This is a genomic window from Paenibacillus sp. PCH8, assembly GCF_002968835.1.
Classification (GTDB): domain Bacteria; phylum Bacillota; class Bacilli; order Paenibacillales; family Paenibacillaceae; genus Paenibacillus.
The window spans coordinates 237,279-264,274 of record NZ_PKQK01000004.1; the positions used below are offsets into that span (position 1 = coordinate 237,279).

The window sequence follows — 26,996 nt, forward strand, 5'->3', positions numbered from 1 at the left end:
GAAGGAAGCGGAATGGGTCTGACGCAGTATAGGCTTGGAAGCGAGGCTGAATGGATTGATTACAAGAATCCCTTTACACTAAGTACCGAAGGCGTAACCGAAATTTACGCACGAAGTGTGGATCGGGCCGCCAATGTCAGTGCTTCCACTTCGGCAACGGCCAGCATTGACAAGACTGGGCCCGAAGTGCCTAGAATTACATTAAGTGAGCAGGACTGGGCGAATCAGGATGTAACTATTGCAATAACCAGTGGTGAAGATACAGGCAGCGGACTTGCCAAAAGCCAATATCGACTACATGAACAAGGCCCCTGGATCGATTACACCGGGGAAGTGAAGGTTACGGATGAGGGAGAGACGATCGTGTACGCGCGCTCTCTTGACCATGTAGGGAATATAAGCACAGTGGCACAGGTTACTGTTCGAATTGACAAGACAGCTCCAACCGAGCCAGTCATTCGTTTGAGCCAGAATGGGTGGAGCAAAGAAGATGTTCGCTTTACCATCGCTGGAAGTATGGATGAACGAGCAATTTCGTATGAATATAGCCTGGATGGTGCCCCTTATATAACAGGGAGCACGGGTACGGTGAGCACAAATGGGGCTACGATCATTCGAGCAAGAGCCAGGGATGCTGTTGGGAATGTGGGCAAGGAGGTCAGTCGTACCGCCTATGTGGATCAGGTTGCTCCAACAATTGCATATACACTGAACGGACAAGAATGGACGGAAACGGATATAGTCACTACAGTTCATTATGCCGATGCCCACTCAGGGGTTCAGGAGTTGGAACGATTCTATCAAGTGACGAACAGTACAGAGGCACCGGATCATTGGCTTGAAGCTCGCTCTGACGAGCATGAGATTTCCATTGAATCGGAAGGCATCTGGTACATCCATGCCAGAACAACAGACAGAGCAGGAAATACATATCAAACAACATCCTCACCTTATCAGATCCAACGCAAACCCCAGCAACCAAGTCAGGTAAGAGTGACACAGATCGGTGAGACCTCGGCTGAACTTACAGTGGACTTGCCGACAGGTGAAAGGTATACCGATGGATATCAGTATGAGATTACGAATAGAACGACAGGACAGACATGGACACTGGAGTATCCTAACCACAGCGTAAGCAATCATTCCCTAACCGGTGGTCAAGTGTATGAATATGAAGTGAGAGTGAGGAATCATACCGGAGTAAGTGATGCAGTAACCGTTCAGGTCTTGACCATTCCTGCGGCTCCAGGAACACTGCATGTGCGGAAAGTGGATTCCCAGCCAGATCTGGCCGAAATTCAATTTGATTCGGTTCCGGGGGCTGACGCTTATCGCATCATTGCAGATACTTCAGACGGGATCCCCGTATTTGATCAGACGGTATCTGATATTGCAAACCTTCCTTATATCAGCAACCTCGTTCCTGGAACCATTCATACCATTTCCGTAACGGCTATGAATGAGAGTGGTACAGGTGCAAGTAGCAGAACCGGATTCCTGACACTACCGGCAGCGCCCGGAGAGTTTATGGCGGTTCAGATCAGAGAGCATGATATCTCTTTAGCTTGGGAGACGGTAACTTCTGCAACATACTATGGACTTTCGCGCGATGGTTCACCCATATATGAAGGAGAACAGACGGAATATCTGGATACGGGTCTGGATAGCGGAACGGATTACAGCTACGAGCTAATTGCTGGCAATGAAACAGGGCCTGGACCACTCGCTGGATTACCTTTGCTCAAGACGTTACCTGGGCCGGTGTCCAGCTTAAATCTATCGGATGCTACCAGAACGAGCCTTCGTCTGGATTGGAACGCAGTAAGAGGAGCTGATCGATACGAATTGTGGGTGAACGGAGAGAAGAAGGGGACCATTCCTGCGGGAACCCAGGAATGGACCTTTGAGGGACTGGATTCTGGAACAACATATCAACTGGATGTACAGGCAGTGAACGGAAGTGGACAAGGAGTTCGCAGCTCAGTCGCAGGAACAACACTACCCGAGAGCCCAGCAGGACTCCACGTTGTGCAGGTAACGGAAAAAGGAGCAATCTTGAGTTGGGATCCCGTTGCAGGAGCAACAAAATATCGTGTGGTCATCAATGGGCAGAGCCATGAGGTATCAGACACACAACTAACAGTCCATCATCTGTCCAGTAGTCGTCAGTACACTTATGAAGTGCAGGCAGGAAATGCTGCCGGGTACAGTGCATCTACAAGCAGTACGGTTCTTACCCTGCCTAGCAGACCGGAAGGACTGAATGTCACGTGGACGGGTGAAACGGGTATGGGACTTACATGGCAAGCTGTAGAAACGGCAGATATCTATGTTGTGAGAATCAATGGATCCGAGGTGGGCAGAACATCGGAACTTGCTTACACGGCTGAAGGGTTGTTGCCCGGTACGGAGTATGCTTTGGAAGTGCAGGCCGTGAATAGTTCCGGTACTGGTGAAACTGCACAGCTCATCCGACTATCCAAACCGATGTCGCCTTCAGACGTGCTGGTTGACCCTGAGGTACATCGTGCGAAAGTCTCCTGGTCTGTCGTGGAAGGGGCTGCTGAATACGTGATTGAACAGGGAGGCCGGGAGATTTACAGAGGAATGGAGAATGAGGCCTCTATTTCGGGACTCCAGGATGGAACGTGGCATCACTATGTCCTTTGGGCGGTCAACAGTCAAAAGACTCGTTCTGAAGCGACGGATATCTCCGTGTTGACTTTGCCAGGCAAACCCGTTGAAGTTCGAGTACATGATGTGACACAGAATAGTCTCAGTCTGGATTTCAGCAACATAGGTGTTCAAGGAGCAGATCATTATATCATTGAACGAGATGGGAGAGGAATCGCACGGATGGATGCGAATGTAACCCGGTTCGAGGACAGGGATCTGTCGCCAGGAACGAAATATGCTTACGTAATCCGAGCAGTCAATGCAAGTGGTGCGAGTGAGCCGCTAGCCTTTGATAGGATGACTCAAACTTCACCCCTGATTGCAGAAGGCATTACGATAAATGCTGGAACGCATACGCTGGATCTGACATGGGAAGCTGTGAAGGGAGCGGCCGCTTATGACATTCGCAATCTGGGAACCGGAGAGGTGGAGAGCGTGTCGGAACCTTCTGTACATCTGACCAGTATGCTGGACGGCACAGCATATGAATTCGAACTCATCGCTATAAATGAAGAGGGGCATCGTTCAGATCCCGTTCGGGTTCAGGTTTTGACGAAGCCCATATCGCCTCAGACAGCGGGCATTGCTCACATAACAGATCAGACGGCGGCTCTGGACCTGACTGGAAGCTCCACACGTGGAGCGGAGCAATTCATTATTATCCGGGACGGCGTTGAAGTGGCTAAGGTTCCAGCAGATCAGACTGCATTTCAAGATATCGGACTAACACCCGGAGAGAGCTACACCTACACAATCAAAACATTCAATGCATCCGGAGAGAGCGATTCCGGTTTCGAAGTTCAGTTAAGAACTTTGCCTGCAACGATTACTGAAGCTTTGAATCCACGTATGATCGGCGAAAAGGATGGGCTTATCTCTTGGCAGAAGGTACAAGGTGCTGAGGGATATATCATACGTATCGGAGATCAAGTCTTCGCCACTATTGAAGAAGAGCACATCACGGAAGTAAGGTTAACTCATCTGGAGAGTGCAACATTATATGATCAGGTACAGATTATTCCTTATAATACGGCCGGTGCTGGAAGCCCAATGACTGTGACACCATTTTACACTTTGCCTCATGTTGACTCTTTGGAAATGAAGCTATATCCAGAGACAGATCACGTTAAACTGGAATGGGAATTCCCCTATATTAACGAGACATACATCGTACTACTTGACGGTACCGAGATCTATAGAGGCAAACAAAGAGAGTATGTCGCAGATCAACTGAATGCCGGTAAGTGGTACCAGATAGAAATGTTCACGGAGAATGATCAGGGAGATGCGTCGGCGAAGCTGGCATATTCAGTTCTAACCAAACCGGCTTCTCCCTCCAAAGTGGAGTATCACTCGGCAAAGGACCGCATTCGTCTTCTATTGGATCAGAGTCAGGTCGAAGGTGCCGAACAATTCATCATTGAGCGGGACGGTGTGGAAGTGGCTCGTGTTCCAGCAGATGAACTGTTCTATGATGATGCGGGGCTCGAACCAGGTGTAAATTATATCTATACGGTTAAAACCATGAATAGTACGGGCAGTAGTGATGGTGGTTATTATCTTACTACAATGACCTTGCCTGGTGGCGCGATTTCTCCTCCAGTTGTAGAGGGGCGTTCCACATATGGTGCCGACATCGTATGGGAACTGATTCCGGGTGCTGCGGGTTATCGAATCTTTCGCAATGAAGAACTTATGGCAACGACAATGGAAACTTCCATACATGTATCTGAATTAAACAGTGCTGAGCATTATGCTGACTTTTCAATCATTCCATTCAATGAGGCAGGGGACGGTGAGTCAGTTGAAGTTCCGACATTCGAGACGTTGCCATCCGGGGATCTGACAGTCGCAGCAATAGCGCTAGGGACCAGCACGATTAGGCTGAACTGGGAACTGGAAGGAAAGAATGAGGTGATTGTGATCACTCATAAAGATCGTGAGATATACCGTGGCACAGAACGAAGTTATATATGGACCGGACTGAATGCGGAGCAACAGTATGAGGTGGCTGTATGGACGGAGAATTCGGCGGGGAAAAGAGTGTAATTAAGACGGCAACAGCCACGACTATTCCATATCCACCTCCCGCTTGGAGCGGTGGCAGCGCAAGTGGAAGCACACCCGACACATCGGATCGTTCTGATGAGGCAAATCCTCGACCTGAACCGATAGAGCCACCTACGACATCGACGAAAAAGAGTATTAAATTTATCGATATTAGCCAAACGTTCAACAGAGACCAGATTACCTGGCTGGCAGAACAGAATATCATTCAAGGTGTCAGTGAAACTCGATTCGAACCACGTCGTCCCATCACACGTGCGGAATTCACCGCATTGATCGTGCGATTGATGGGTATTGAACCCACATGGAATGACCAGCATGGTTTTCAGGATGTGAACGATGAGGATTGGTTTGCAGCTGAGATTAAGGCAGCCGTTAATCGTGATATGGTTCATGGCATGGGGAATGGAAGATTCGCTCCGTATGCGCTGGTGACGCGGGAACAGGCATCCAAGATTATAGCGAATGTTGTCCGTAAAATCAGACCGGAACCACTGAATTCCGGAAGAAGTTTTACCGACCAGACCGATGTATCGGATTGGGCCAAAGAAGAAGTGCAGGAACTGGCAGGTATGTTCATGATTACAGGATATCAGGACGGCAGCTTCCGTCCCATGCAACATCTGAGCAGATCGGAAGCCGCAGCACTCATTTTCCGTTTGCAGAAACTGATTCAAGTCATGGATGAGAAAGAATCAAACAGATCGAGTGACGAACGGATCAGCGCTAGATCGTCAAATCTAGATTGAATTGAACTAGGGCGTGTCTCAAAACTCGCTGAAGTGCATCTTTTACCGCCTTTTCGCCCCCTGCTGCGTCACTTTCCCTTGACGTGCCCCGGCACGCCTGCGAAAAACTTCCTTGCTTGGAACGAAAATTCGGCAAAATCTGCTTTCTTCGGAGTTTTCAGACACGCCCTAATCCTCCCTAAGAGTGACATTACCGCTCGATTTGTTTTTAATGCTATAATAGGTTGCTAATATGATAAAAAGGGTAATGAACAATGGTGATGAATAATGAATAATAAATTTATCCGAATTTACGAAGATATTGCAGAACGAATTCGGACGGGTGAGATTGAGGCAGGCACATTGCTTCAATCCGAATTGGATCTATCGGAGAGATATCAAACGTCTCGAGAAACCATTCGCAAAGCGCTAAAAATGTTATACGAAGAAGGTTACATCCAGAAGATTCAAGGCAAAGGTTCGATTGTACTGGACATTCGCAAGATCGATTTTCCCATCTCAGGTTTGGTTAGTTTCAAGGAATTGGCCCAAAAAATGGGACATCGGGCTCAAACGTATGTGAAGGTTTTTGAGGAACAACCAGTGGATCAGACGCTGTACAAGAAGATTAACTTTGGTCTGAATGAACAGGTCTGGGAGATCAGACGTGTGCGGAAAGTGGATGGAGAACATGTCATTCTGGACAAGGACTACATCAGCCAGCGACTTGTTCCAGGGCTCAGCAGAGAGATCTGTAATGATTCTATCTATGCGTACATCGAACAAGAACTGGGACTATCCATTTCTTTTGCCAAGAAGGAGATCCTGGTGGAAGAACCCACCGCTGAGGACAGGGAACTACTTGACCTTGAAGGGTTCCACAATGTGGTTGTGGTGAGAAGCCAGGTGTACCTGGAGGATGCCAGTCAATTTCAGTACACCGAGTCGAGGCATCGACCGGACAAGTTCAGATTTGTGGATTTTGCACGCCGCAGATGAATTTCCATCAAATTCAACCAAAGAGAGTACCTTTCACTGGATTAGCCAGTGGACAGGTACTCTCTTTGGTTGTGGGGGAATCCGAAGATCGTCCATCAATAACCGCTTAATGTCAATGTCCTTCCCCCATGTCGGAGCGTATGATCAACATATACACGAGGGCAGGGAGTGAGGAAATTGAATGACGTGACAGCAAAGTCCAACGTTCGCATATGGGAAGAAACCAGAGATATTCCAACCTACGGTACAGGTAAACCGGACAAGAATCCGATGTTTCTTGAAAAGCGAATCTATCAGGGGAGCTCGGGTAAGGTGTACCCGCATCCAGTAATCGATAAGATTGAAGATGAGGCGAAAATGCAGTCCTATCGATTAATTATCCTCGAAAATGAATATGTTCGTATAGAGATGATGCCCGAACTCGGCGGCCGGATCTATCGTGCGCTTGATCGGACTAACAACTACGATTTTGTATATTATAACCGTGTTATAAAGCCGGCACTTGTGGGTCTGGCAGGGCCTTGGATTTCAGGAGGAATTGAATTCAATTGGCCGCAGCATCATCGCCCAAATACGTTTGGTCCAGTTGACTGTACATTTGACAGCAATGAAGATGGCAGCGCTACGGTGTGGATGGGTGAGATTGATCGTATGTATGGAACCAAAATGACCGCTGGCTTCACATTACATCCTGGCAAAGCTTATCTTGAAATCCACGCCGAGGTATACAATCGCACTAGCGAGCCTCAAACGTTCCTATGGTGGGCCAATCCGGCTGTAGCCGTCAACGATCACACCCAATCCGTGTTTCCTCCTGATGTGACGGCTGTGCTGGATCATGGCAAACGGGATGTATCCCGGTTCCCCATCGCAACAGGCACGTACTACAAGATGGACTATTCCGAAGGTGTGGATATCTCCCGATACAAAAACATACCCGTTCCGACATCTTACATGGCGTACAAGTCGGATTATAATTTTGTAGGCGGCTATGATCATGGTGTACAGGCAGGGTTGTTGCATGTAGCCAATCACCATGTCTCTCCGGGCAAGAAACAATGGACATGGGGAAATGGAGCATTCGGGCAAGCCTGGGACCGCCAATTAACGGATGAGGATGGACCTTATATTGAACTAATGACAGGACTCTATACCGATAATCAGCCTGATTTTACGTGGTTACAGCCTTATGAAGCTAAATCATTCAAGCAATATTTTATGCCATACAAAGGAATTGGAATGGTCAAAAATGCGACGATCGACGCTGCGGTTAATCTGGAATTGGATACATCAACAGGAATAGTAACGGTACTGGTCTATGCTACTTCCGTTTGGGACCAAGTGACAGTTGAGGTAAAAGGGCGAACCACAATGTATCTTCAGGATCGTTGTAACATTTCACCAACGCAACTATACAAGAAGACATTCCGATGGGGCGGGAACGATGAATGGCATCAGCTCAAGTTAAGTGTGTGTACAGCCGAAGGAAGATTGCTTGTGGATTATCAGCCTGAACGAACCAAAATTCAGGAAGTCCCGGATACAGCCAAGCCACTTCCGCTGCCATTCGAGATTCGGACGAACGAACAACTATACCTGGCTGGTCTTCATCTGGAGCAATATCGGCATGCCACTTATGAACCTGAACCATATTATCTCGAAGGGCTGCAGCGTGATGCAACGGATATCCGCCTAAACATTGCTTATGGCACATTGTTATTGCGAAGAGGCTTGTATCCAGAGGCGGAGATTCATTTCAGACAAGCCGTACAATCGCTTACGTGGAAGAACACGAATCCATATGACAGTGAAGCTTTCTACCAGCTGGGACTGTGTCTGAAAATGCAGGGAAAACAGGATGAAGCTTATGCGGCCTTGTACAAATCAGTATGGTCTGCACAGTATCAGGATACGGGTTATCATACACTCGCTCAGATCGACACGGCGCAGAATAGATTGAACGAAGCACTGGATCACATCGAACGTTCGCTGATTCGTAATTCCAGAAATTATAAAGCACGCCACCTGAAGGTGGCTCTGCTGCGGAGAATGAATCGGGAGGAAGAGGCGATTCAATACGCTCGCGAGACAATGAAGCTAGGCCCTGTTGAATTCGGTGCTGTGCATGAGTTAGTCCTGATCTACAGCCAATCCGCTTTGTTGTCAGATCAAGAACAAGCCGAAGAAGCACGGGACCATTTCCATCGTCTCATGCGAAGAGACGTTCACAATTATCTGAATGTAGCCGCGGATTACGCCGAAAGTGGGTTGTGGGAAGAGGCACAGATGGTGTTATCCCATGTGGAAACCGAAGTTTCGCAGACGTATCCCATGGTTGGTTATGCTCAGGCCCACTTGAATCGACAGATGGGTCAGGAAGATCAAGCCCGGAAATGTCAGAAGCAGGGGGAATCCGCTCAGACTGATTATTGTTTTCCCAACACGCCATTCGAACTATTGGTGCTCCAGGATGCACTCGCAGCTGATCCGAACGATGCACGTGCTCACTATTATGTGGGCAATTGGTTATATGATCATAAACGCTATGAGGAAGCAATCGTGCATTGGGAGAATTCGCGCAAGGCCGATGCTGCATGTCCAACCATACACCGCAATCTGGGTCTGGCTTATTACAACAAGCTGAATCAATCGGATCTTGCATTGCAATCATTGGAGGAAGCATTCCGATTAGATACACAAGATGCCCGGGTCTTCTATGAGTTGGATCAATTACGCAAGAAGTTGGGATATTCCTGTGAGCATCGAATCAAACTGCTCGAAGAACAGATGGAGTTGGTTCATCACCGTGATGATCTGTATATCGAGTGGGTGACACTTTTAAATATGCAGGGAAGTCATCAGGAAGCGTGGAACGCTCTCCAGACCAGGCGGTTTCATCCCTGGGAGGGTGGAGAAGGTAAGGTTACAGGACAATATGTGATAGCACTGACAGAACTGGCGAAGCAAAAGCTGGAAAAACAACAACCTGAGCAAGCAATGGAATTGTTGCATAAGGCTCTGGTATACCCGGAGAATCTGGGGGAGGGCAAGTTAGATGGAGTCGGAGACAATCCGTTGTACTTTTATCTGGGCTGTGCATATCAGCAAATGAACAAGGTACACTCAGCTGAGGAGAGTTTCCGCAGAGCATCAATCGGTCAGAATGAACCCGCAAGCGCGATGTTCTATAACGATCAACCGCCCGAATGGATTTATTACCAGGGTCTGGCCTGGCAGAAACTCGGCAATGCCAAGGAAGCAAGCAGACGGTTTAACAAACTGATTGATTATGCAGAGAGACATATGCATGATCACATCCGAATGGACTATTTCGCAGTGTCTTTACCGGATTTTCTCGTATTTGAAGATGATCTGGATCAGCGAAATGAAGAACATTGCCGCTACATGCGGTCACTGGGTCTTCTGGGCCTTGGCCGGATAAGTGAAGCCGAGCTTGAATTGAAACGTGTACTTATGAAAAATCCGAATCATCAAGGCGCATTCATCCATCTCTAAACGACTCAAGCGTATCCCATTATACCGAAGGAGATATATTCCATGAATGATAGTGTAGCAGGGACCCATATTCGCTTTATCCTGGATGTGGAAGACAAAGACATTCGTGCTGGTCGTATGACCGGCAATGGCGGCAAGAATCCACTGGGAGAGTCTTATGACTTTACCAACTATTATATGACTCATAACAACAAGCCTTGTATTCCCGTGGTCGGTGAATTTCATTTCTCCAGATTCGCATACCTGCAGTGGGAGGAAGAATTACTGAAGATGAAGGCAGGCGGCGTGAACATCATCGCTTCCTATGTCTTCTGGAATTACCATGAGGAGCAGGAAGGGGAGTTCGTATGGTCAGGCAATCTGAATCTGCGACACTTTGTCGATCTGTGTGGCAAACATCAGCTGCCTCTGATCGTGCGTATTGGTCCATTCTGTCACGGGGAGGTTCGCAATGGTGGAATGCCCGATTGGTTATTCAGTTATGCATTTGAAGTCAGATCCAATGATGAAGGATACCTGTACTATGCCAAGCGATTATATCGTGAGATCGCACGTCAGCTCAAAGGGTCTTTTTATCAGGAGGGCGGACCCGTTATAGGCGTACAGTTGGAAAATGAGTACATGCACGCCGGTGCACCGATGGATGCCTGGGGTTATATACGCGAAAAATACATTACGTCCGGCCGGGACGGACAGGAACATCTGAATGCACTTCGTCATATTGCCGAGGAAGCGGGCATGAGACCCATGTTCTATACGGCCACAGCCTGGGGCAAAGCTGCTGTTCCTGAAGATCGAACGTTACCGATGCTGGCGGGGTATGCCTACACACCATGGATTCCCAATCAGCCCCCGAGTCAGGAGTACTTATTCCGGGATCTGCACATGAATCCTGTTGAAGAAGTGGATTATGACAGTCTGGAGTATCCTGCTGCGTATTGCGAACTTGCTGGTGGAATGCAGGTCAGTTATCACGCTCGTCCGATTGTAGATGCGGACAGTGTTGAGGCTATGACCATTGTGAAGCTGGCGAACGGCAGCAACATGGTAGGCTATTATATGTATCATGGCGGTACTAATCCGGTAGGGAAACATTCTTATATGAATGAACAGGCATTGCCGAAAATGACGTATGACTACCAGGCTCCACTCGGAGAATTTGGACGTATTGGCGAATCATATGATCGAATTCGTACCTTATCCATGTTCCTGGAAGCCTATGGAGAACTGCTTGCTCCGATGGGTTGTGTTGTTCCGGAAGATCAGCAATCGTTAACCTCTGAGAATACGATCGATCTGCGCTGGTCTCTTCGTCAACAAGCAGGTTCAGGATTTCTGTTCATGAATAATTATCAGGATCATATGGATATGCCGAATCGTGATGTTCGACTGGAGCTGAATACACGGAATGGAGCAGCTTCATATCCAAGAGAAGGAACGATGCAGCTGAAATCCGGTATGGCAGCAATTCTGCCTTTTCATATGAACGTGAATGGTATGAAGATCATTAGTGCAACCGTTCAGCCACTGACCCGATTCATGGTGAATCAGGAACTTACTGCTGTCTTTTATGCGCATGCTGGAATGACTCCCGAGTATGTGATTGATGCATTATCTGTTATGAATGTGGAGATGCCTGAAGGAACCGTATCTGAACAAGAAAAAGAATATGTTATACACCCCGTGGCAGGCAAGGATCATTCTCTACGGATCACAACGGTAGACGGTGTGGTTATTCGCATCATAACGTTAACCCGTGAGGAAGCATTGCATGCCTACCGTTTTCGTGTGGGAGGGGAAGAGAGGCTTATGATTAGCAGCAGCCATCTGTATATACAGAATGAAATGCTCATATGTACCTCAGTGGATCACTCGGAGATGGACGTATCCTTCTATCCGGTACCAGAACACATTACCGCTTCTGACTACGCTGTGACATCGCAGTCAACGAAGGGATTATTCGGCACGTTCAACTTCAAGGTCACACCTTACCAATCTGTTACAGAGATCGAGTACCCGAAAGAGAATGCAGCTACGCTGAGAGTGGATACAGAGTGGCCGGAACAGGTAGATGATCTATGGCTTGAGATTGATTATGAGGGAGACGTTGCCATAGCATATATTCATAACCAGATGTTAACGGATCACATTCAATACGGACATGCATGGATGATTGGTCTGAAGCAATCCCGTCATTTGCTGGCTGATCATGCGTTGCGCCTGTCGATAACTCCGATTCGGAAAGGGACGACAGAAAGTTATGTGAATCAAGCTTATGTTGAGCGATTTAATGGAATCGAGATTGGAAGGTTCAATCAAATTCGGGTAGTACCACATTACCGGGTCGGCTTGGTGCTGGCATGATAAGCGAGACCATTGGTTAGGTTCAAGAGTTGACTGAGGTGCATTACACAGCAGAAGGTTCTTTCTCCGAGCGTAAGTGAGGGGAGGGGGCTTTTTTGCTGTGAATGGAACCGGATTATTCCTAATCATGGTAAAAACAACTTGACCAGTAAGCGTTTTCAATTTAATATATATTTGTTACCTTAACGATAAGGTATTTATTACTCATTTTATATAAATGAATAAAGTAAAGTCTTTATATTTATTTTATAAAAATACTTAAATAATTGAAGGTTTTAGTTAACTCGTTGCCTGGAGCAGGGTTAATTAAAATAAATAAAAAAATACAGGAGGTTTCAAACGAATGATTGATCTGAAAAAGTGTACAATCTTCACCATTATTGCTGCACTCATGTTCATGGCTCTGGGGAGTGCTGCGCCCAAAGCATCTGCTGCCACAGGTTTTTATGTAAGCGGTAACAAACTATATGATTCCACAGGTAAGGCTTTTGTGATGAGAGGAGTTAATCACGGGCATTCATGGTTCAAAAATGATCTGAATACAGCAATTCCTGCAATCGCCAAAACAGGTGCCAATACGGTACGCATTGTTCTTTCGAATGGTATCCAGTACACCAAAGATGATCTGAACTCTGTTAAAAATATTATCAACGTGGTCAACCAAAATAAAATGATAGCTGTACTTGAAGTACATGACGCTACAGGCAAGGATGATTATAATTCGCTGGACGCAGCGGTAAACTACTGGATTAGTATCAAGGAAGCCCTGATCGGGAAAGAGGATCGGGTCATTGTCAACATAGCCAACGAATGGTATGGAACGTGGAACGGAAGTGCGTGGGCGGATGGTTACAAAAAAGCCATTCCAAAACTTAGAAATGCGGGAATTAAAAATACGCTCATCGTGGATGCCGCAGGATGGGGCCAATACCCTCAATCCATTGTAGATTATGGACAAAGTGTATTTGCGGCCGATACACAGAAAAATACGGTATTCTCCATTCACATGTACGAGTATGCGGGTAAAGATGCAGCAACCGTCAAAGCCAATATGGAGAATGTGCTGAACAAAGGGTTGGCCGTGATCATCGGTGAATTCGGTGGATATCACACCAATGGTGATGTGGATGAGTATGCCATCATGAGATATGGTCAGGAAAAAGGAGTAGGCTGGCTTGCCTGGTCCTGGTACGGTAACAGTTCAGGTCTAGATTATCTGGATCTCGCTACCGGTCCGAACGGAAGCTTGACCAGCTTTGGCAACACGGTCGTCAATGATACCTATGGAATCAAAAACACTTCACAAAAAGCGGGGATTTTCTAATCCGCCTATGAAAGGGGGACGAAGCAGAGATTCATTCTGCCTTGTCCCTTTCGTGTTTTATGCGTATATTCACCTTTTAAGACAACCCCTTTTTGATCAATTTTTTTTGCTGGTATTTGGTAGAATCCATCTTTTGAATTTTTCCGTTTATATTTAAAAACTTTTGTTTTCAAAACAAAACAAAGATGATAAACTCAGAATAGGAATAAAACAAACATTATCGGAGGGAAACGAATGGTACAAAGTTTATGGAATGCATCGCAGGCTTCTGAGAAAACAACAGGACTTGAGCAACTGGTCTACCGATCCAACCTGATTGGAACCGATCGCAGTGTATGTAACATATACGGTGGCAATACGTCCACCAAAACGACGGAAAAGGATTTTCGTGGTCGTGAGGTAGAAGTAATGTATGTGAAAGGAAGCGGCTCTGATCTCGGTTCCATGGAAGGGAAGCATTTTACCGGGCTTGGACTTGATGATATCAGACCATTAATCGAACGTGAATCCATGTCGGATGAAGAGATGGTTGAATATCTGGGACATTGCATGATTGATGCCAAGCACCCGCGTGCTTCCATTGAGACTCTGCTGCATGCGTTCCTTCCGTATAAACATGTGGATCATACTCACCCGGATGCGATTATCAGTCTGTGCTGTGCGGATAATGGCAAGGAACTGGCGAGAGAGATTTACGGAGATCGTTTTGTATGGGTCCCTTATGTACGCCCAGGATTTACGTTATCCAAAATGATTGCTGAAAGCGTATTCTCAAATCCGAATGCCGAATTGGTACTGATGGAGAAGCATGGACTCGTGACCTGGGGAGAAACATCCGAGGAATGTTACGCTCAGACAATCAAGATTATTAATGAAGCGGAAGCCTTCATTGAAGCACGGGTGGATGAAGGAAACTTGTTCGGTGGTGTGAAGCACCCGGCACTTGCTGCTGATGTTCGTCGTCAGATTGCATCACGTGTGATGCCAACGATTCGTGGAGCCGTATCGGACAGCAAAAAAATGATTTTGTCTTTTGATGATCAGGATGATGTGCTTGCTTTTGTAGGTGGGGCAGATTCCCTGCCATTGTCTCAGGTAGGTGCGGCTTGCCCGGATCATCTGGTACATACCAAAGTGGTGCCACTGTTCATTGACTGGACACCGGATGCGGACGATATCGAAGGTTTGAAAACGAAGCTTGTGGAAGGCGTGGCCGCCTACAAAGAGCAATATCAGCAGTATTTTGAGAGCAACCAAAACGAAGGTGACGTCATGTTCGAAGCTGCACCTCGCGTGATTCTCATTCCGGGTGTAGGCATGATTAACACAGGCAAGAGTTGGGCGCTTTCCCAAGTAAGTGGTGCATTGTATCACAGAGCTATTGCTGTCATGCGTGGTGCGACAAGCCTGGGCGAATTCGTATCGCTCAGTGCGAACGAGTCCTATAATGTGGAATACTGGCCGCTGGAATTGTACAAATTGTCCCTGGCTCCGGCAGAAACAGAGTTCTCCCGCAAAGTAGCGTTTATTACAGGTGGAGCAGGTGGCATCGGAAGTGAAACGGCGCGTAGACTCGTATCCGAAGGCGCTCATGTCGTACTCGCAGATCTAAATCTGGAGGGTGCACAGAAAGTAGCACAGGAGATCAATGATCAATACGGTGTGAATCGTGCCTATGCGCTCCGAATGGACGTGACGGATGAGGAAGCTGTTCAATCCGCGTATGTTGATGTTTCGGTGCAATATGGCGGAGTGGACATTATCGTGAATAATGCCGGTTTGGCTACATCCAGCCCATTTGACGAAACATCCCTGAAAGAATGGAATCTGAACATGAATGTGCTGGGTACCGGATATTTTCTCGTGGCTCGCGAAGCGTTCAGACTGATGAAGCAACAGGGTATTGGCGGGAGCATGGTATTTATCGGGTCCAAAAACTCGGTGTATGCGGGTAAAAGTGCCTCTGCCTACAGCTCAGCCAAAGCGCTTGAAGCACATCTGGCACGTTGTATTGCAGCAGAAGGTGGAGAGTATGGCATTCGTGTTAACACAATTCTTCCGGATGCGATCCTGCAGGGTTCGGCGATCTGGAACGGCTCTTGGCGGAACGAACGTGCGGCAGCATACGGTATTGAACCAGATCAGTTGGAAGAATATTACCGCAAACGGACGACATTGCTCGTGAATATCTACCCAAGAGATATTGCGGAAGGGATTGCATTCTTTGCTTCTTCCAAATCCGAGAAAACAACCGGTTGCATGATGACCATTGATGGCGGTGTACCGGCAGCATTTACACGTTAAAAAGGAGGGTTCTTGCGGATGGAAAACCAAGTCAAGCAAGCGTATGAAGCAGCCAAGTCATTGTATGCCCAGCACGGAATTGATACGGACGAAGTATTGAACAGACTCGCGGAGATCAAAGTATCTGTACATTGCTGGCAAGGCGATGATGTGAAAGGCTTCCTGAACAAAGACGGTGAGCTGACGGGAGGCATTTCCGTTACAGGTCAGTATCCAGGGGCCGCGACAACACCTGCGGAACTTCGAGCCGATTTGGAACAAGCTTTTGCCTTGATTCCCGGTAAACATAAGGTCAATTTACACGCGATTTACACAGATACAGACGAGCAGGTTGAACTAGACCAGATCAAGCCTAAGCATTATGAGAATTGGGTGAAGTGGGCCAAAGAACAAGGACTCGGTCTGGACTTTAATCCAACATGCTTTTCCCATGAAAAATCAAGTGACGGGTTCACGCTCAGTCATCCAGACCCAGAGATTCGTAAGTTCTGGATCGATCACTGCAAGGCGTCCCGCCGGATCGGCGCATACTTTGGAGAACAGCTTGGTCAGACCTGCGTAACTAATGTATGGGTGCCGGACGGATTTAAGGATAATCCGGTTGACCGCATGACACCACGTAAACGTCTCAAAGATTCGCTGGATGAAGTATTCGGCGAACCACTTAATCCAGCGTATAATTTGGATGCGGTAGAGAGCAAGCTGTTTGGTCTCGGTTCAGAAGCCTATGTCGTGGGTTCCCATGAATTCTACATGGGTTATGGATTTCAAAATGATACGTTAATCTGCCTCGATGCGGGTCATTTCCATCCAACAGAGGTTATTTCCAACAAATTGTCATCCCTTGCTTTGTTTACAAGCGGCATTCTTCTTCACGTAAGCCGTCCGATGCGTTGGGACAGTGACCATGTGGTCATTATGGACGATGAGTTGCTGGAAATTGCCCGTGAACTGGTGCGACATGATCTACTGGCAACAACTCACATCGGACTGGATTTCTTTGATGCAAGCATCAACCGTGTAGCTGCTTGGGTCGTCGGTACACGCAACACGATTAAAGCGTTGCTGCGTGCAATGCTGGAACCGGTGGATGCCTTGAAACAGGCTGAACTGGAAGGCGATTACACCTTACGGCTTGCCTTAACGGAAGAATTCAAATCCTATCCATTTGGTGCGATCTGGGACTACTATTGTGCCCAGCAGGAAGTGCCTGTTCGCGAAAAGTGGATCACCGATATCAAAACCTATGAACAGAACGTATTGTTACAGCGCGATAAATCATGGGTATAAAAGGTTACAAGCCTACATTTCTATCATGAACCGTTGCGAGGCATTTGTTGCATCTATCATAATTCTTCTTACAAACCACTTCGGAATGAATATTCCGTGGTGGTTTTTTGATTCATAACCCCTCTGAAATGCATAAGTAAGGCGATAATTTCCATACTAGGAATATAGATCAGTGTCGCACAAAGTATGCCAAACAAAGGAGGATGAATAGACTTTGAATCTAGCCCACAACAAACTGTATATTGTTGCACTTGGCGGCGTGAATGAGATCGGGAAGAACATGTATTTCATTCAGTACAATAAAGACATCATTGTGATTGACTGTGGTTCGAAATTTCCCGATGAGACTTTGCCGGGGATCGATCTGATCATTCCGGATGTGACCTATCTGTTGGAGAATCTGGATAAGGTAAGAGCTCTTGTGGTTACCCACGGACACGAGGATCATATCGGGGGCATTCCCTATTTGTTAAAGCAAATGAATATACCTGTGTATGCATCCAGACTTACACGCGGATTAATTGAACTTAAACTGAAAGAGCATGGGCTGTTGCGCAAGGCTGATCTGTACACGATCGATGCAGAGTCCAGCATTACGTTGGGCGGTATCGAGGTATCCTTCTTCGCAACCAGTCATAGTATTCCCGACTGTCTCGGTATTTTCTTTCAGACCCCAGTCGGCAATGTGGTGCATACCGGAGATTTCAAATTCGATATGTCTCCTGTGAACGGCCCTTTCCCTGATCTGCACCGCATGGCCGAGATTGGCAAACAGGGTGTTCATGTATTGCTCTCCGAAAGTACCAATGCGGAAAGACCCGGATTCACGCCTTCGGAGCGCGTTGTGGGGGACCACATTCTGGATGCCTTTATCCGTGCGAAACAAAAGGTGTTCATCTCCACCTTTGCATCGAATGTCAGCAGGGTACAACAGATTGTAAATGCTACATTTGAGACGGGACGCAAACTGGCTTTACTGGGCAGAAGTATGGTGAATGTGGTGTCTGTCGCTAGTGATCTGGGTTACCTGCAAGTGCCCGAGGGGTTATTGATTGATGCGGTAGATTCAAATCAATTCCCACCTGAACAGGTCGTTGTATTATGTACAGGCAGTCAGGGAGAAGCGATGGCTGCATTGTCCCGGTTGGCAACGGGGAAACATCCTCATGTGAGAGTGGAGGCCGGAGATACGGTCATTATTGCGGCAGGTGCTATTCCTGGCAATGAACGTAATCTTGCTCATGTGATTGATAACCTGTATGTTCTTGGAGCGCGCGTAATGTATGGTTCAAGCGGAGCAGCAGGGATGCATGTGTCTGGACACGGCAGTCAGGAAGAACTCAAATTGATGATGACCCTGATGAAGCCGAATTATCTGATTCCGATCCACGGGGAGTTCCGCATGTTATATCAGCACAGACTGCTTGCCGAGTCGGTTGGCATAGAACGGGAGCATGTGTTTATCGTGAATAATGGAGATATGATCCAGTACAAAGATGGTAAGGCTTCTCCGGGCCCTAAAATTACGTCAGGAAATAGTCTCGTTGACGGCCTGATCTTAGGCGATGTGGGTAACATTGTACTGCGTGATCGCAGGCAACTGTCTTCCGACGGTATGCTGGTGATTGTGACCACACTGAGCAAAACGGAAAAACAAATGGTTGCCTCACCTGAGATCATTTCTAGAGGATTCGTATTTGTTAAAGATTCGGAAGAATTCATGCGTGAGATTCATGAGCTGGTACTAAGCCGGATGAATGAGCTGACCGGAGCGGGTGTGAATCAGTGGAATGTGATCAAGAGAAAGCTAAAAGACGAGATCGGACACTACATTTACGTGCAAACGAAGCGAAGACCCATGATCTTGCCTATTATTATTGAAGTATAATTTCAATTGGCGAAACAGATACGAAAAACCTTGATTCATAGGGGTTTGAATGGAACTCGTGTTAGTAACGACCACCATCTGACCAACAAAAGTTCAAATTTCTGGTTCTTTGGGATTGTTGTTCATTGCAGATTCAAAATTCTGTACAAGATTTTCTTGCATTTCAGGCAACACATGAGAATATGTGTTCAAAGTTATACTCACGTCAGAATGGCTTAAACGCTCGGCGTACCGTAGATCTGAATGAGTTTGATGGAACGGTTGCGGAGCTGAGGGCCAAGTATCCAAAGAAGAGAGTGCCAGTGAAGGAGGACAAGCCAGTGACACAGGAGAGAGACATTAACTTACCAAGCAAGTGGGCAGAAGCAACATGGAAGGAAGTAACGGAGAAGGGGTTCTTCGATGGTACACGTCAGGCACGCCCAATACTCGTGAGGAAATGGGTGTTGTCGTCAGTCGGTCGTTGAAAAAGATTAAAGCATAAAGGAGATTTATAGTAGTATAAATTAAATCCGATAGCATCGATAAATAAAAGGCACTGCTGGCATATACGCTGGCAGTTCCTTTTTTTGTTTTAAAATGATAGTTGTGATAACAAGAACATTTCTATTGTTTTTTATATATTATTCAATGTATTATCAGGGTAATTAGACCTAAAAAAAGGAAGTGTACAATGTCCCTGAGATGTACGATAGAACAGCAACTAGAAGAAATAAACTTCAGAATAAAATATTTCATTCTTGAATGCTCTTCATTAAACTATTTGGAAGACTCCGATGCAATTGTTAGTGAAGGAGTTCATCTATGGAATGACCTGGAGGAAAAGAGTCGTGAGATTCAGTATTCGCTTTTAAACGACTATAGAGGTTTCATTAATCAAAATATTGAATATATAGATGATAAACTTAGATCCCATTTCTTCGAAAGTGTCGAGCATGTTTGTGTACATATTGAACAAAATGATTTTGTATGGCACAACAATTTAGAAGATGTCTACACAACAATACAGAGGGAACTAAAGGTGCAATTTTATTTATTCACACAATCATTAAGTGCTGGCAAATAAAAGATCATGAGTCCCGAAAAATAAATCTGGGTTTTCTATACCGAGTAGCTTTACTTCAATTGGAGCAATTCTCGTTCTTTTTGTCTTATCAGTTATCATCTCTTTAGCATAATTCTTCAGATAAAATTTTGGGTTATGTCAGAAGTGAAGAATTAAATATTCTTACCACTCAGAGTTTGCGCGGACGCTGTTAGTATTATAATTCGAGCTGTCGTTTTGATAACTGTTATGTCATGCCCATTAACAGAAGCTTCTTGAGCCGATGCAGGTACAGCTAATGTTGCCAACAAGAATACTGAAGCAATAGCAGTTATTATTCGTTTCTTCATCCGAATAACCTCTCTTTACAAGCGTGATGGATTTAATTTCTCCAAATAATTAATAAATTATTCCATTGTGAATTAATAAGCATTTTTGAATAGGTTGTTAACGAATTAGGAACTATAATCCCGGTTGCAAATAATTAATGAGGGGACGGTTTTTGATGGGAATATTAAGTGGGAATCCAAAAAATGAACCTATGCATTACGGTGAAATCTTCAGTGTATGGCAATGTTCAACGGTTGCTAAGGGGGCCCTTTCCTTTTACCAAGCATTTTTGAATCATGCAGGAGATAAAGATTTAAAAAAAACATTGGAGGCACTGATTGATCAAGCTAAACTTGAGATTAAAGAGTGTGACACCCTCCTCACGGATAACGGAATCGCTCCAACGCCTGCTTTACCAGAAAGACCTCCAGTAAAACTGGAAGATATCCCTGTTGGTGCAAGGTTTACAGATCCTGAGATAGCTGCCAAAATTGCGTCTGATACTTCGATGGGATTGGTTGCTTGTAGTCAAGTTATGGGTCAATCCATTAGAGAGGATATTGGAGCCTTATTTGCGAAATATCACGTTACTAAAACCGCTTTAGGCTTTCGTATTCTACAAATGAGTAAAGAAAAAGGCTGGCTTATTCCTCCTCCTCTGCAAGTGAAAAGGCCCGAAGCTGTGGAGGCTTGAAAATTTTAACAATCCTCGATGCTAATAAAAGCTAGCAGGGATCTTATGTTTAATAATAAGAACCCCACTCTCTTATAGCTCGCAATGCCTGCTCCCCGCTGTGGGCTGCGGGGAGCAGGCAAATGTAATGTAGGGAATCAATGTTACAAGTTTATAAAGTATGTTTGTAGGATAGAATTGTATGAGACTCCTATCTCCTAATTAGCCTTTCGGAATAAGCCGATGGGCTTTTTTTCTTGTTGTATAAAGAACATTTGTTCGTATATAATACAAACAAACATTTTTATCGGAGGGATAAACATGCCAGTGAAATATTTAGGTTGTTTGGTCGAGATTATTTACGAGGACCAAAGTGGGAAGATCACGAAACGCCGTATCCAGGTCAAAAGCATCCGATTCGGAATGATTAAAGCGGATGATCTATTATCAGGTCAGCCACGGACATTTCGCGAATCAGGGTTACTGGCATGGCATCCGATAAAAACAGGGGAAGGGGCATAAACATACTAACGGATTATGAACGTAAGGTATTGAGAATCGTATACAACTTCAATAGCGGACGGCGGCGCTTGCCCACAGTCCACGAACTTACGGTCAAAACAGGCAAGGCTAGGTCTGATGTCATTGCCGCTTTGGACGCTCTTATTACATTTGAATACATACACTGGGACAGGTCCGACACATCAAAGATCATTATCCTGGAGGATTGGGAACGCGAGTCGGAGAAGCCGGTTTTGGACGAACAGGAAGTGCAGCTGATTGAGGAAGCTATCTTGAATCGTACCAGGAATGCAGATCTATCACGTTGACCGTATTTAATCCGTTCGACGATGAAATTCTGCGTAGGGTTGTCACATTGATTGATAAGCCGAACAGGAAAATCAAGCTTGTACGTGGCAATGAGGATTACAGTTGGCCTAGGATAGAAGAGATTATTTCAGCTTCAATATAAAATTAATGATATGTAAGATCCGTCCTGATGAATGTCGGACATACTCCTCTATTGAATGCTACATTCCTATCAAGTTTTTGCAGTATAATCGGACTCCTTTAAAATTTGGCTTAGTATACGGAGTTGAATCAATTCGCCATGTGTTCGTGATTCGAAGTATAATAAAAGGTAAACCAGTTTATGAAAATAAGAGGAGTCTTTATGAATAAAACGATTTCTGATATCGCTCAGATGGCAGGTGTGGCGAAGAGCACCGTCTCTCGTTTCCTGAATGGCGGATCGGTTAGTGAGGATACACGCCAGAGGATTGAGCGCATCATCAAACAATACAATTACGTTCCTAACACATTTGCACAGAGTCTCAAGGCGAAGAAGACCAGTATTATCGGTACAGTTGTACCACGACTCGATTCTTTTGCGACATCCCAGACACTGATCGGAATTGACGAAGAACTGCGGAGTAATCAGTATCAGATGCTGATTGCGAATACGAGTCAGGACATGCAGCGCGAAATTGATGCCATCTATGATTTTGCAAGACAGAAGGTGTCGGGTATTATTCTGTTGGCTGCTGAAGTGACTGATGCACATCTGAAGGCTGCTGAGGATATAGGCATCCCGGTGTTATTGGTGGGACAGCAGCATGAACAACTACATAGTCTGGTTCATAACGATGATCAGGCAGGTTATGAGATGGGCAGATATGTCGTAGAGCAGGGCCACCGTGAGATTGTGTATATGGGCGTTAGCGAGAAGGATCAGGCGGTAGGCATCCATCGCAGAGAGGGGTTTCAGCGAGCAATCACCGAGTGTGGTGAATGTGAGGTGAAGTATTATGAGACGAGCTTCAAGATGTCTGAAGCCATTGCCACTGCTGAAACTATATTGAAAGAGAGCACACCCACAATCATCGTGGGGGCTACGGATAATATCGCATTAGGTGTGATGAAGATTGCGTTCTCCAAGAAGATCCAAATACCGCAAGAGTTGTCCGTTACGGGATTTGGCGGATACGATATTACGGAGATGATTCATCCCACGCTGACAACCGTAAAATATCATTATTTGCAGGCTGGCCAAGTTGCAGCGAATCATATTATTCGTTTGGTCAAAGGGGAGTTGGTGGAGAAACGAACCGTACTCGATACAGAGCTTATTCTACGAGAAAGCGTTGACAAAGTATAAAACCATCCTTTATGATAATTCCATAGAACCGGTTCCATTGCGAGTATCCAATTCGGATATGCGAACACGGGCAGGCAGGAATGCCATATGGAATTATTTTTTTATGTCTATTGGAACCGGTTCCTACATTTTGAATGGAGAACAGCTATGAAAATGACTAGAGAGCAGCGCTACAGACGAATTGAGCAAGCTGAGCCTGGCGAGATTGCAAAGCTTGAAGCACAGATATCCGAGTGTCCATGGAGACAGAGCTACCACATTCAGCCCATAACGGGTCTGCTTAATGATCCTAACGGCTTTGCATATTATCAAGGCTACTATCATTTGTTCTATCAGTGGTTCCCGCTTGGAACAGAACATGGCATGAAATACTGGTATCATACTCGCTCGAAGAATCTGGTGAACTGGGAAAATGTCGGTATTGGAATCGAACCGGGTGACACGTATGACTCACATGGAGCTTATTCCGGTAGTGCGATTGAAAAAGAAGGCAAGCTTCACTTGCTGTACACAGGTAATACGAGGGATGAGGCTTGGGTCAGACATCCGTATCAATGCTTGGCAATCATGGATGAGAGGGGTTCAGTAACCAAACTCAATTATCCCGTGATCTCTTCGGTTCCACCCGGATATACGGAACATTTTAGAGATCCGAAGGTGTGGCAACAAGGCGAAACGTATTATTGTGTAATCGGTGCGCAAAGAACAGACGAGACGGGATGTACGGTGATGTATCGCTCAACTGATCTTAGAAAATGGGAATTCCTTGGTGAAATTCGTACGCAGCTAACCTCCTTTGGTTACATGTGGGAGTGCCCGGATTATATGGAGATGGACGAGAAAGGTGTGCTCATCTTTTCTCCACAAGGGATAGAAGCAGCAGGAGATCATTATCAGAATATTTTTCAGTCGGGTTATCTGATCGGTGAGCCGCTCAATCTCCAGACGAGAGAGTTCAATCATGGTGAATTTCAGGAGTTGGATCGTGGATTTGACTTCTATGCTCCGCAGACGATGCAGGACACGGACGGAAGACGTATTCTGGTTGGATGGATGGGACTTCCCGATCTGGAATATCCGACGGACGATAGTGGTTGGGCGCATTGTCTGACCATTCCTCGGCAGTTGTCACTCCGAGAAGGGAAGTTAATCCAACAACCAGTTGCAGAAATGGAGCAATTGCGCAAGCAAGAGGAAGGAACTCATATTCATGCAACGATTGATAATGAGGTTCGATCTTTCGCTGGTATGGATGGGATTGCTTATGAGCTGAAATGTGAGATAAGTCATGTGGATGCAGAGATGGTTGGCATTGAATTTCGGGCGAATGGAGCTGAGAGAACGGTCATTCAGTATGATTGTGTTCAGCAAAAAGTTGTTCTGGATCGGACCCTGTCTGGTGCCGAACTGGCAGAACAAAATGGTACGATACGGAGTTGCACGCTTACTGCAGAAGTAATTAAGTTCCATCTGTTCGTAGATGCATCTTCGGTCGAGATCTTTGTAAACGATGGGGAAGAGGTCTTTACCAGTCGAATTTTCCCAAGCCGGGAAAGTGTGGATATTCGTTTCTTTGCACACGGTGGCAAGGCTGATTTTGAAGCAACCCAATGGGATTATTAAGTACTACGTGAGAGGAATGAGATAACATGTCGGAGAATCAACGCATTGCCCAGGAAGTCATTCATGCCATCGGGGGCAAAGAGAATATCGCATCTTTTGCACATTGTGCAACACGTCTTCGGATCATGGTGAAAGATAAAGAGAAAATTGATCAGAAAACGGTCGAGAATATCGAGAAGGTGAAAGGTGCGTTTTTCAACTCGGGTCAATATCAGATTATCTTCGGGACGGGAACGGTGAATCGAATCTTTGAAGAGGTTGAGAAGCTGGGAATCGAAGGGTCGTCCAAGGATGATGTGAAGAGTCAGGGGAAAAAGGAAGGAAACGCCTTTCAGCGGGCTGTCCGTACGTTTGGTGACGTATTTGTACCTATTATTCCTGTACTGGTTGCCACAGGTTTGTTCATGGGATTGCGCGGATTACTTACCCAGAATGAAATTTTGGCGTTGTTCGGTGCAACACCTGATGATATCTCATCCAATTTCCTGTTATTCACTCAGATTCTGACGGATACGGCCTTTGCCTTCCTGCCTGCACTTGTAGCATGGTCCGCGTTCCGTGTATTCGGCGGAAGTCCGGTACTTGGTATCGTACTAGGACTAATGCTTGTTAATCCGGCATTACCAAATGCTTACGCGGTGGCAGATGGATCAGCACAGCCGCTGCATATGTTCGGCTTCATACCTGTTGTAGGATATCAGGGATCTGTTCTGCCCGCGTTCTTTGTGGGTTTGATTGGAGCGAAGTTCGAGAAGGTTCTAAGAAGACGCATACCTGAAGCGCTAGACTTGATTTTGACTCCTTTTATTACGTTAACGGTTATGATTACGCTCGGACTGTTTGCCATTGGTCCTGTGTTCCACTCTCTTGAAGAATGGGTTCTGCATGGAACAACGGCTGTATTGGATCTTCCATTCGGCATCGCTGGTATTATTATTGGTTTCTTCCATCAGATTGTCGTCGTTACAGGCGTGCATCACATCTTTAATTTCCTGGAAATTCAGCTGTTGGAAAAGACCGGATCCAATCCGTTCAACGCCATCATTACCTGTGCCATGGCAGCACAAGGAGCGGCTTGTCTCGCAGTTGGTCTGAAGACCAAAAATACCAAGCTCAAAGCACTGGCATTGCCTTCGTCCTTGTCTGCATTTCTGGGCATTACCGAGCCAGCCATCTTCGGTGTTAACTTGCGTTATATGAAACCCTTTATTATGGGGCTCGTTGGTGGTGGCGTAGGTGGTTTCATCGCTTCGTTGTTCCATCTGCAGGGTACAGGTATGGCAGTCACGGTTATTCCCGGAACGTTGCTCTATCTGAACAGCCAACTACCACTCTACATCTTGTCCAACGTGGTAGCGATGGCGGTTGCTTTTGCACTCACCTGGTTCTTTGGATACAAGGATCAACCGGTTGCAGAGGAGTCGGTGAGCCATGACAACAGTGGAGTATCATCAGCTGAAGATAATGCAATGGATTCTAATCCGCGCGCGAATTCAGTTACCGATGCTGTCACAAGCCATCGTCCTAAGGTGGATTTGATCGAAATCGCTTCACCAATGAACGGTACTATCGTTCCTCTGGAGCAGGTTCCTGACCCGGCGTTCTCGGAAAAACACATGGGTGAGGGCATTGCTATTGAGCCATCAGAAGGTAAAGTGTATGCGCCGTTTGATGGTGTCATCGCTCATGTCATGAACAAGAGTAAACATGCGGTGATTCTAGAGCATGAGACAGGTGTACAGATGCTGGTTCATATCGGAATTAATACGGTTGGACTGAAAGGAAACGGTTTTACCGCGCATGTGAATAGCGGAGATCGTGTCACTGCAGGACAATTGTTAATTGAATTCGATATGGATGTCATTCAGGCTGCGGGTCTGCCTGTAATTACACCTGTGCTGATTCCGAGCGGAAACGAAACCATTGCGACTGTTACAGCAACCTCATCAGGTCTTGCACAAGCCAATGGGGAAGCAGTTCTGGTAGTGAAATTTACTGAACCTCAATAAGT

The 26,996-nt window shown here is 46.1% G+C and carries 17 protein-coding genes; 16 read left to right on the forward strand and 1 reads right to left on the reverse strand.

Annotated elements, in window-relative coordinates:
• Nucleotides 1-12: 12 nt before the first annotated feature.
• The 10 genes from C0Q44_RS22685 (at nucleotide 13) to C0Q44_RS22730 (ending at nucleotide 19,623) form a co-directional block, all read left to right on the forward strand.
• Nucleotides 13-4,725 (forward strand): fibronectin type III domain-containing protein, encoded by a 4,713-nt coding sequence (locus C0Q44_RS22685; RefSeq protein WP_105409495.1) that lies wholly within the window; start codon nucleotides 13-15, stop codon nucleotides 4,723-4,725.
• On the forward strand, nucleotides 4,692-5,492 hold the full coding sequence (locus C0Q44_RS22690; protein WP_105409496.1) for an S-layer homology domain-containing protein: 801 nt from the start codon (nucleotides 4,692-4,694) through the stop codon (nucleotides 5,490-5,492). Before C0Q44_RS22685 ends, C0Q44_RS22690 begins: the two co-directional genes overlap by 34 nt.
• Before the next feature lie 267 nt (nucleotides 5,493-5,759).
• Nucleotides 5,760-6,470 (forward strand): trehalose operon repressor, encoded by a 711-nt coding sequence (gene treR, locus C0Q44_RS22695; RefSeq protein WP_105409497.1) that lies wholly within the window; start codon nucleotides 5,760-5,762, stop codon nucleotides 6,468-6,470.
• Between the two features lie 177 nt (nucleotides 6,471-6,647).
• Nucleotides 6,648-9,986 carry a tetratricopeptide repeat protein gene (locus tag C0Q44_RS22700; RefSeq protein ID WP_105409498.1) on the forward strand — a complete coding sequence of 1,113 codons (3,339 nt, stop codon included), beginning with the start codon at nucleotides 6,648-6,650 and terminating at the stop codon, nucleotides 9,984-9,986.
• Nucleotides 9,987-10,028: 42 nt separating this feature from the next.
• Nucleotides 10,029-12,350: a beta-galactosidase gene (locus C0Q44_RS22705; RefSeq protein WP_105409499.1), complete on the forward strand. Its 2,322-nt coding sequence runs from the start codon at nucleotides 10,029-10,031 to the stop codon at nucleotides 12,348-12,350.
• A 391-nt stretch (nucleotides 12,351-12,741) separates the two neighbouring features.
• Nucleotides 12,742-13,674, forward strand: coding sequence for a glycoside hydrolase family 5 protein (locus C0Q44_RS22710; protein WP_258166523.1), 933 nt, complete (start codon nucleotides 12,742-12,744; stop codon nucleotides 13,672-13,674).
• Nucleotides 13,675-13,908: 234 nt separating this feature from the next.
• On the forward strand, nucleotides 13,909-15,978 hold the full coding sequence (locus C0Q44_RS22715) for a bifunctional aldolase/short-chain dehydrogenase (RefSeq protein WP_105409501.1): 2,070 nt from the start codon (nucleotides 13,909-13,911) through the stop codon (nucleotides 15,976-15,978).
• An 18-nt stretch (nucleotides 15,979-15,996) separates the two neighbouring features.
• Nucleotides 15,997-17,268 carry an L-rhamnose isomerase gene (gene rhaA / locus C0Q44_RS22720; RefSeq protein ID WP_105409502.1) on the forward strand — a complete coding sequence of 424 codons (1,272 nt, stop codon included), beginning with the start codon at nucleotides 15,997-15,999 and terminating at the stop codon, nucleotides 17,266-17,268.
• A gap of 214 nt (nucleotides 17,269-17,482) precedes the next feature.
• A complete protein-coding gene (locus C0Q44_RS22725; protein WP_105409503.1) occupies nucleotides 17,483-19,156 on the forward strand; it encodes a ribonuclease J in 1,674 nt (557 codons plus the stop codon).
• Nucleotides 19,157-19,281: 125 nt separating this feature from the next.
• The gene (locus C0Q44_RS22730; protein ID WP_105409504.1) at nucleotides 19,282-19,623 is read left to right on the forward strand and encodes a hypothetical protein; all 342 of its coding nucleotides are present in this window, start codon (nucleotides 19,282-19,284) and stop codon (nucleotides 19,621-19,623) included.
• A 751-nt stretch (nucleotides 19,624-20,374) separates the two neighbouring features.
• Here the strand turns inward: C0Q44_RS22730 and C0Q44_RS30375 are convergent.
• Nucleotides 20,375-20,551, reverse strand: a complete 177-nt coding sequence (locus C0Q44_RS30375; RefSeq protein WP_181151139.1) for a hypothetical protein — start codon at nucleotides 20,549-20,551, stop codon at nucleotides 20,375-20,377.
• Nucleotides 20,552-20,706: 155 nt separating this feature from the next.
• On the opposite strand from C0Q44_RS30375, the gene C0Q44_RS22740 reads away from it, so the two are divergent.
• From C0Q44_RS22740 to C0Q44_RS22765, 6 genes are all read left to right on the forward strand, one after another.
• Nucleotides 20,707-21,225, forward strand: coding sequence for a DUF3231 family protein (locus tag C0Q44_RS22740; RefSeq protein ID WP_105409506.1), 519 nt, complete (start codon nucleotides 20,707-20,709; stop codon nucleotides 21,223-21,225).
• Between the two features lie 300 nt (nucleotides 21,226-21,525).
• Entirely contained in the window at nucleotides 21,526-21,726 is a 201-nt protein-coding gene (locus C0Q44_RS22745; RefSeq protein WP_105409507.1) for a hypothetical protein, read from the forward strand.
• A gap of 29 nt (nucleotides 21,727-21,755) precedes the next feature.
• Complete coding sequence (locus C0Q44_RS22750; RefSeq protein WP_181151140.1) at nucleotides 21,756-22,034, forward strand: hypothetical protein; 279 nt, start codon at nucleotides 21,756-21,758, stop codon at nucleotides 22,032-22,034.
• Between the two features lie 344 nt (nucleotides 22,035-22,378).
• Entirely contained in the window at nucleotides 22,379-23,362 is a 984-nt protein-coding gene (locus tag C0Q44_RS22755) for a LacI family DNA-binding transcriptional regulator (protein WP_105409508.1), read from the forward strand.
• 147 nt (nucleotides 23,363-23,509) lie between these two features.
• Nucleotides 23,510-24,985, forward strand: a complete 1,476-nt coding sequence (locus C0Q44_RS22760; RefSeq protein WP_105409509.1) for a glycoside hydrolase family 32 protein — start codon at nucleotides 23,510-23,512, stop codon at nucleotides 24,983-24,985.
• Between the two features lie 26 nt (nucleotides 24,986-25,011).
• On the forward strand, nucleotides 25,012-26,994 hold the full coding sequence (locus C0Q44_RS22765) for a sucrose-specific PTS transporter subunit IIBC (RefSeq protein ID WP_105409510.1): 1,983 nt from the start codon (nucleotides 25,012-25,014) through the stop codon (nucleotides 26,992-26,994).
• The last annotated feature ends 2 nt before the right edge of the window (nucleotides 26,995-26,996 follow it).

Excerpts from the sequence above, each read along its gene's own strand:
- C0Q44_RS22685 (WP_105409495.1), top strand. The coding sequence starts at position 13 with ATGGGTCTGACGCAGTATAGGCTTGGAAGCGAGGCTGAATGGATTGAT.
- C0Q44_RS22690 (WP_105409496.1), top strand. The coding sequence starts at position 4,692 with ATGGACGGAGAATTCGGCGGGGAAAAGAGTGTAATTAAGACGGCAACA.
- treR (WP_105409497.1), top strand. The coding sequence starts at position 5,760 with ATGAATAATAAATTTATCCGAATTTACGAAGATATTGCAGAACGAATT.
- C0Q44_RS22705 (WP_105409499.1), top strand. The coding sequence starts at position 10,029 with ATGAATGATAGTGTAGCAGGGACCCATATTCGCTTTATCCTGGATGTG.
- C0Q44_RS22710 (WP_258166523.1), top strand. The coding sequence starts at position 12,742 with ATGTTCATGGCTCTGGGGAGTGCTGCGCCCAAAGCATCTGCTGCCACA.
- C0Q44_RS22715 (WP_105409501.1), top strand. The coding sequence starts at position 13,909 with ATGGTACAAAGTTTATGGAATGCATCGCAGGCTTCTGAGAAAACAACA.
- rhaA (WP_105409502.1), top strand. The coding sequence starts at position 15,997 with ATGGAAAACCAAGTCAAGCAAGCGTATGAAGCAGCCAAGTCATTGTAT.
- C0Q44_RS30375 (WP_181151139.1), bottom strand. The coding sequence starts at position 20,551 with ATGAAGAAACGAATAATAACTGCTATTGCTTCAGTATTCTTGTTGGCA.
- C0Q44_RS22740 (WP_105409506.1), top strand. The coding sequence starts at position 20,707 with ATGGGAATATTAAGTGGGAATCCAAAAAATGAACCTATGCATTACGGT.
- C0Q44_RS22745 (WP_105409507.1), top strand. The coding sequence starts at position 21,526 with ATGCCAGTGAAATATTTAGGTTGTTTGGTCGAGATTATTTACGAGGAC.
- C0Q44_RS22755 (WP_105409508.1), top strand. The coding sequence starts at position 22,379 with ATGAATAAAACGATTTCTGATATCGCTCAGATGGCAGGTGTGGCGAAG.
- C0Q44_RS22760 (WP_105409509.1), top strand. The coding sequence starts at position 23,510 with ATGAAAATGACTAGAGAGCAGCGCTACAGACGAATTGAGCAAGCTGAG.
- C0Q44_RS22765 (WP_105409510.1), top strand. The coding sequence starts at position 25,012 with ATGTCGGAGAATCAACGCATTGCCCAGGAAGTCATTCATGCCATCGGG.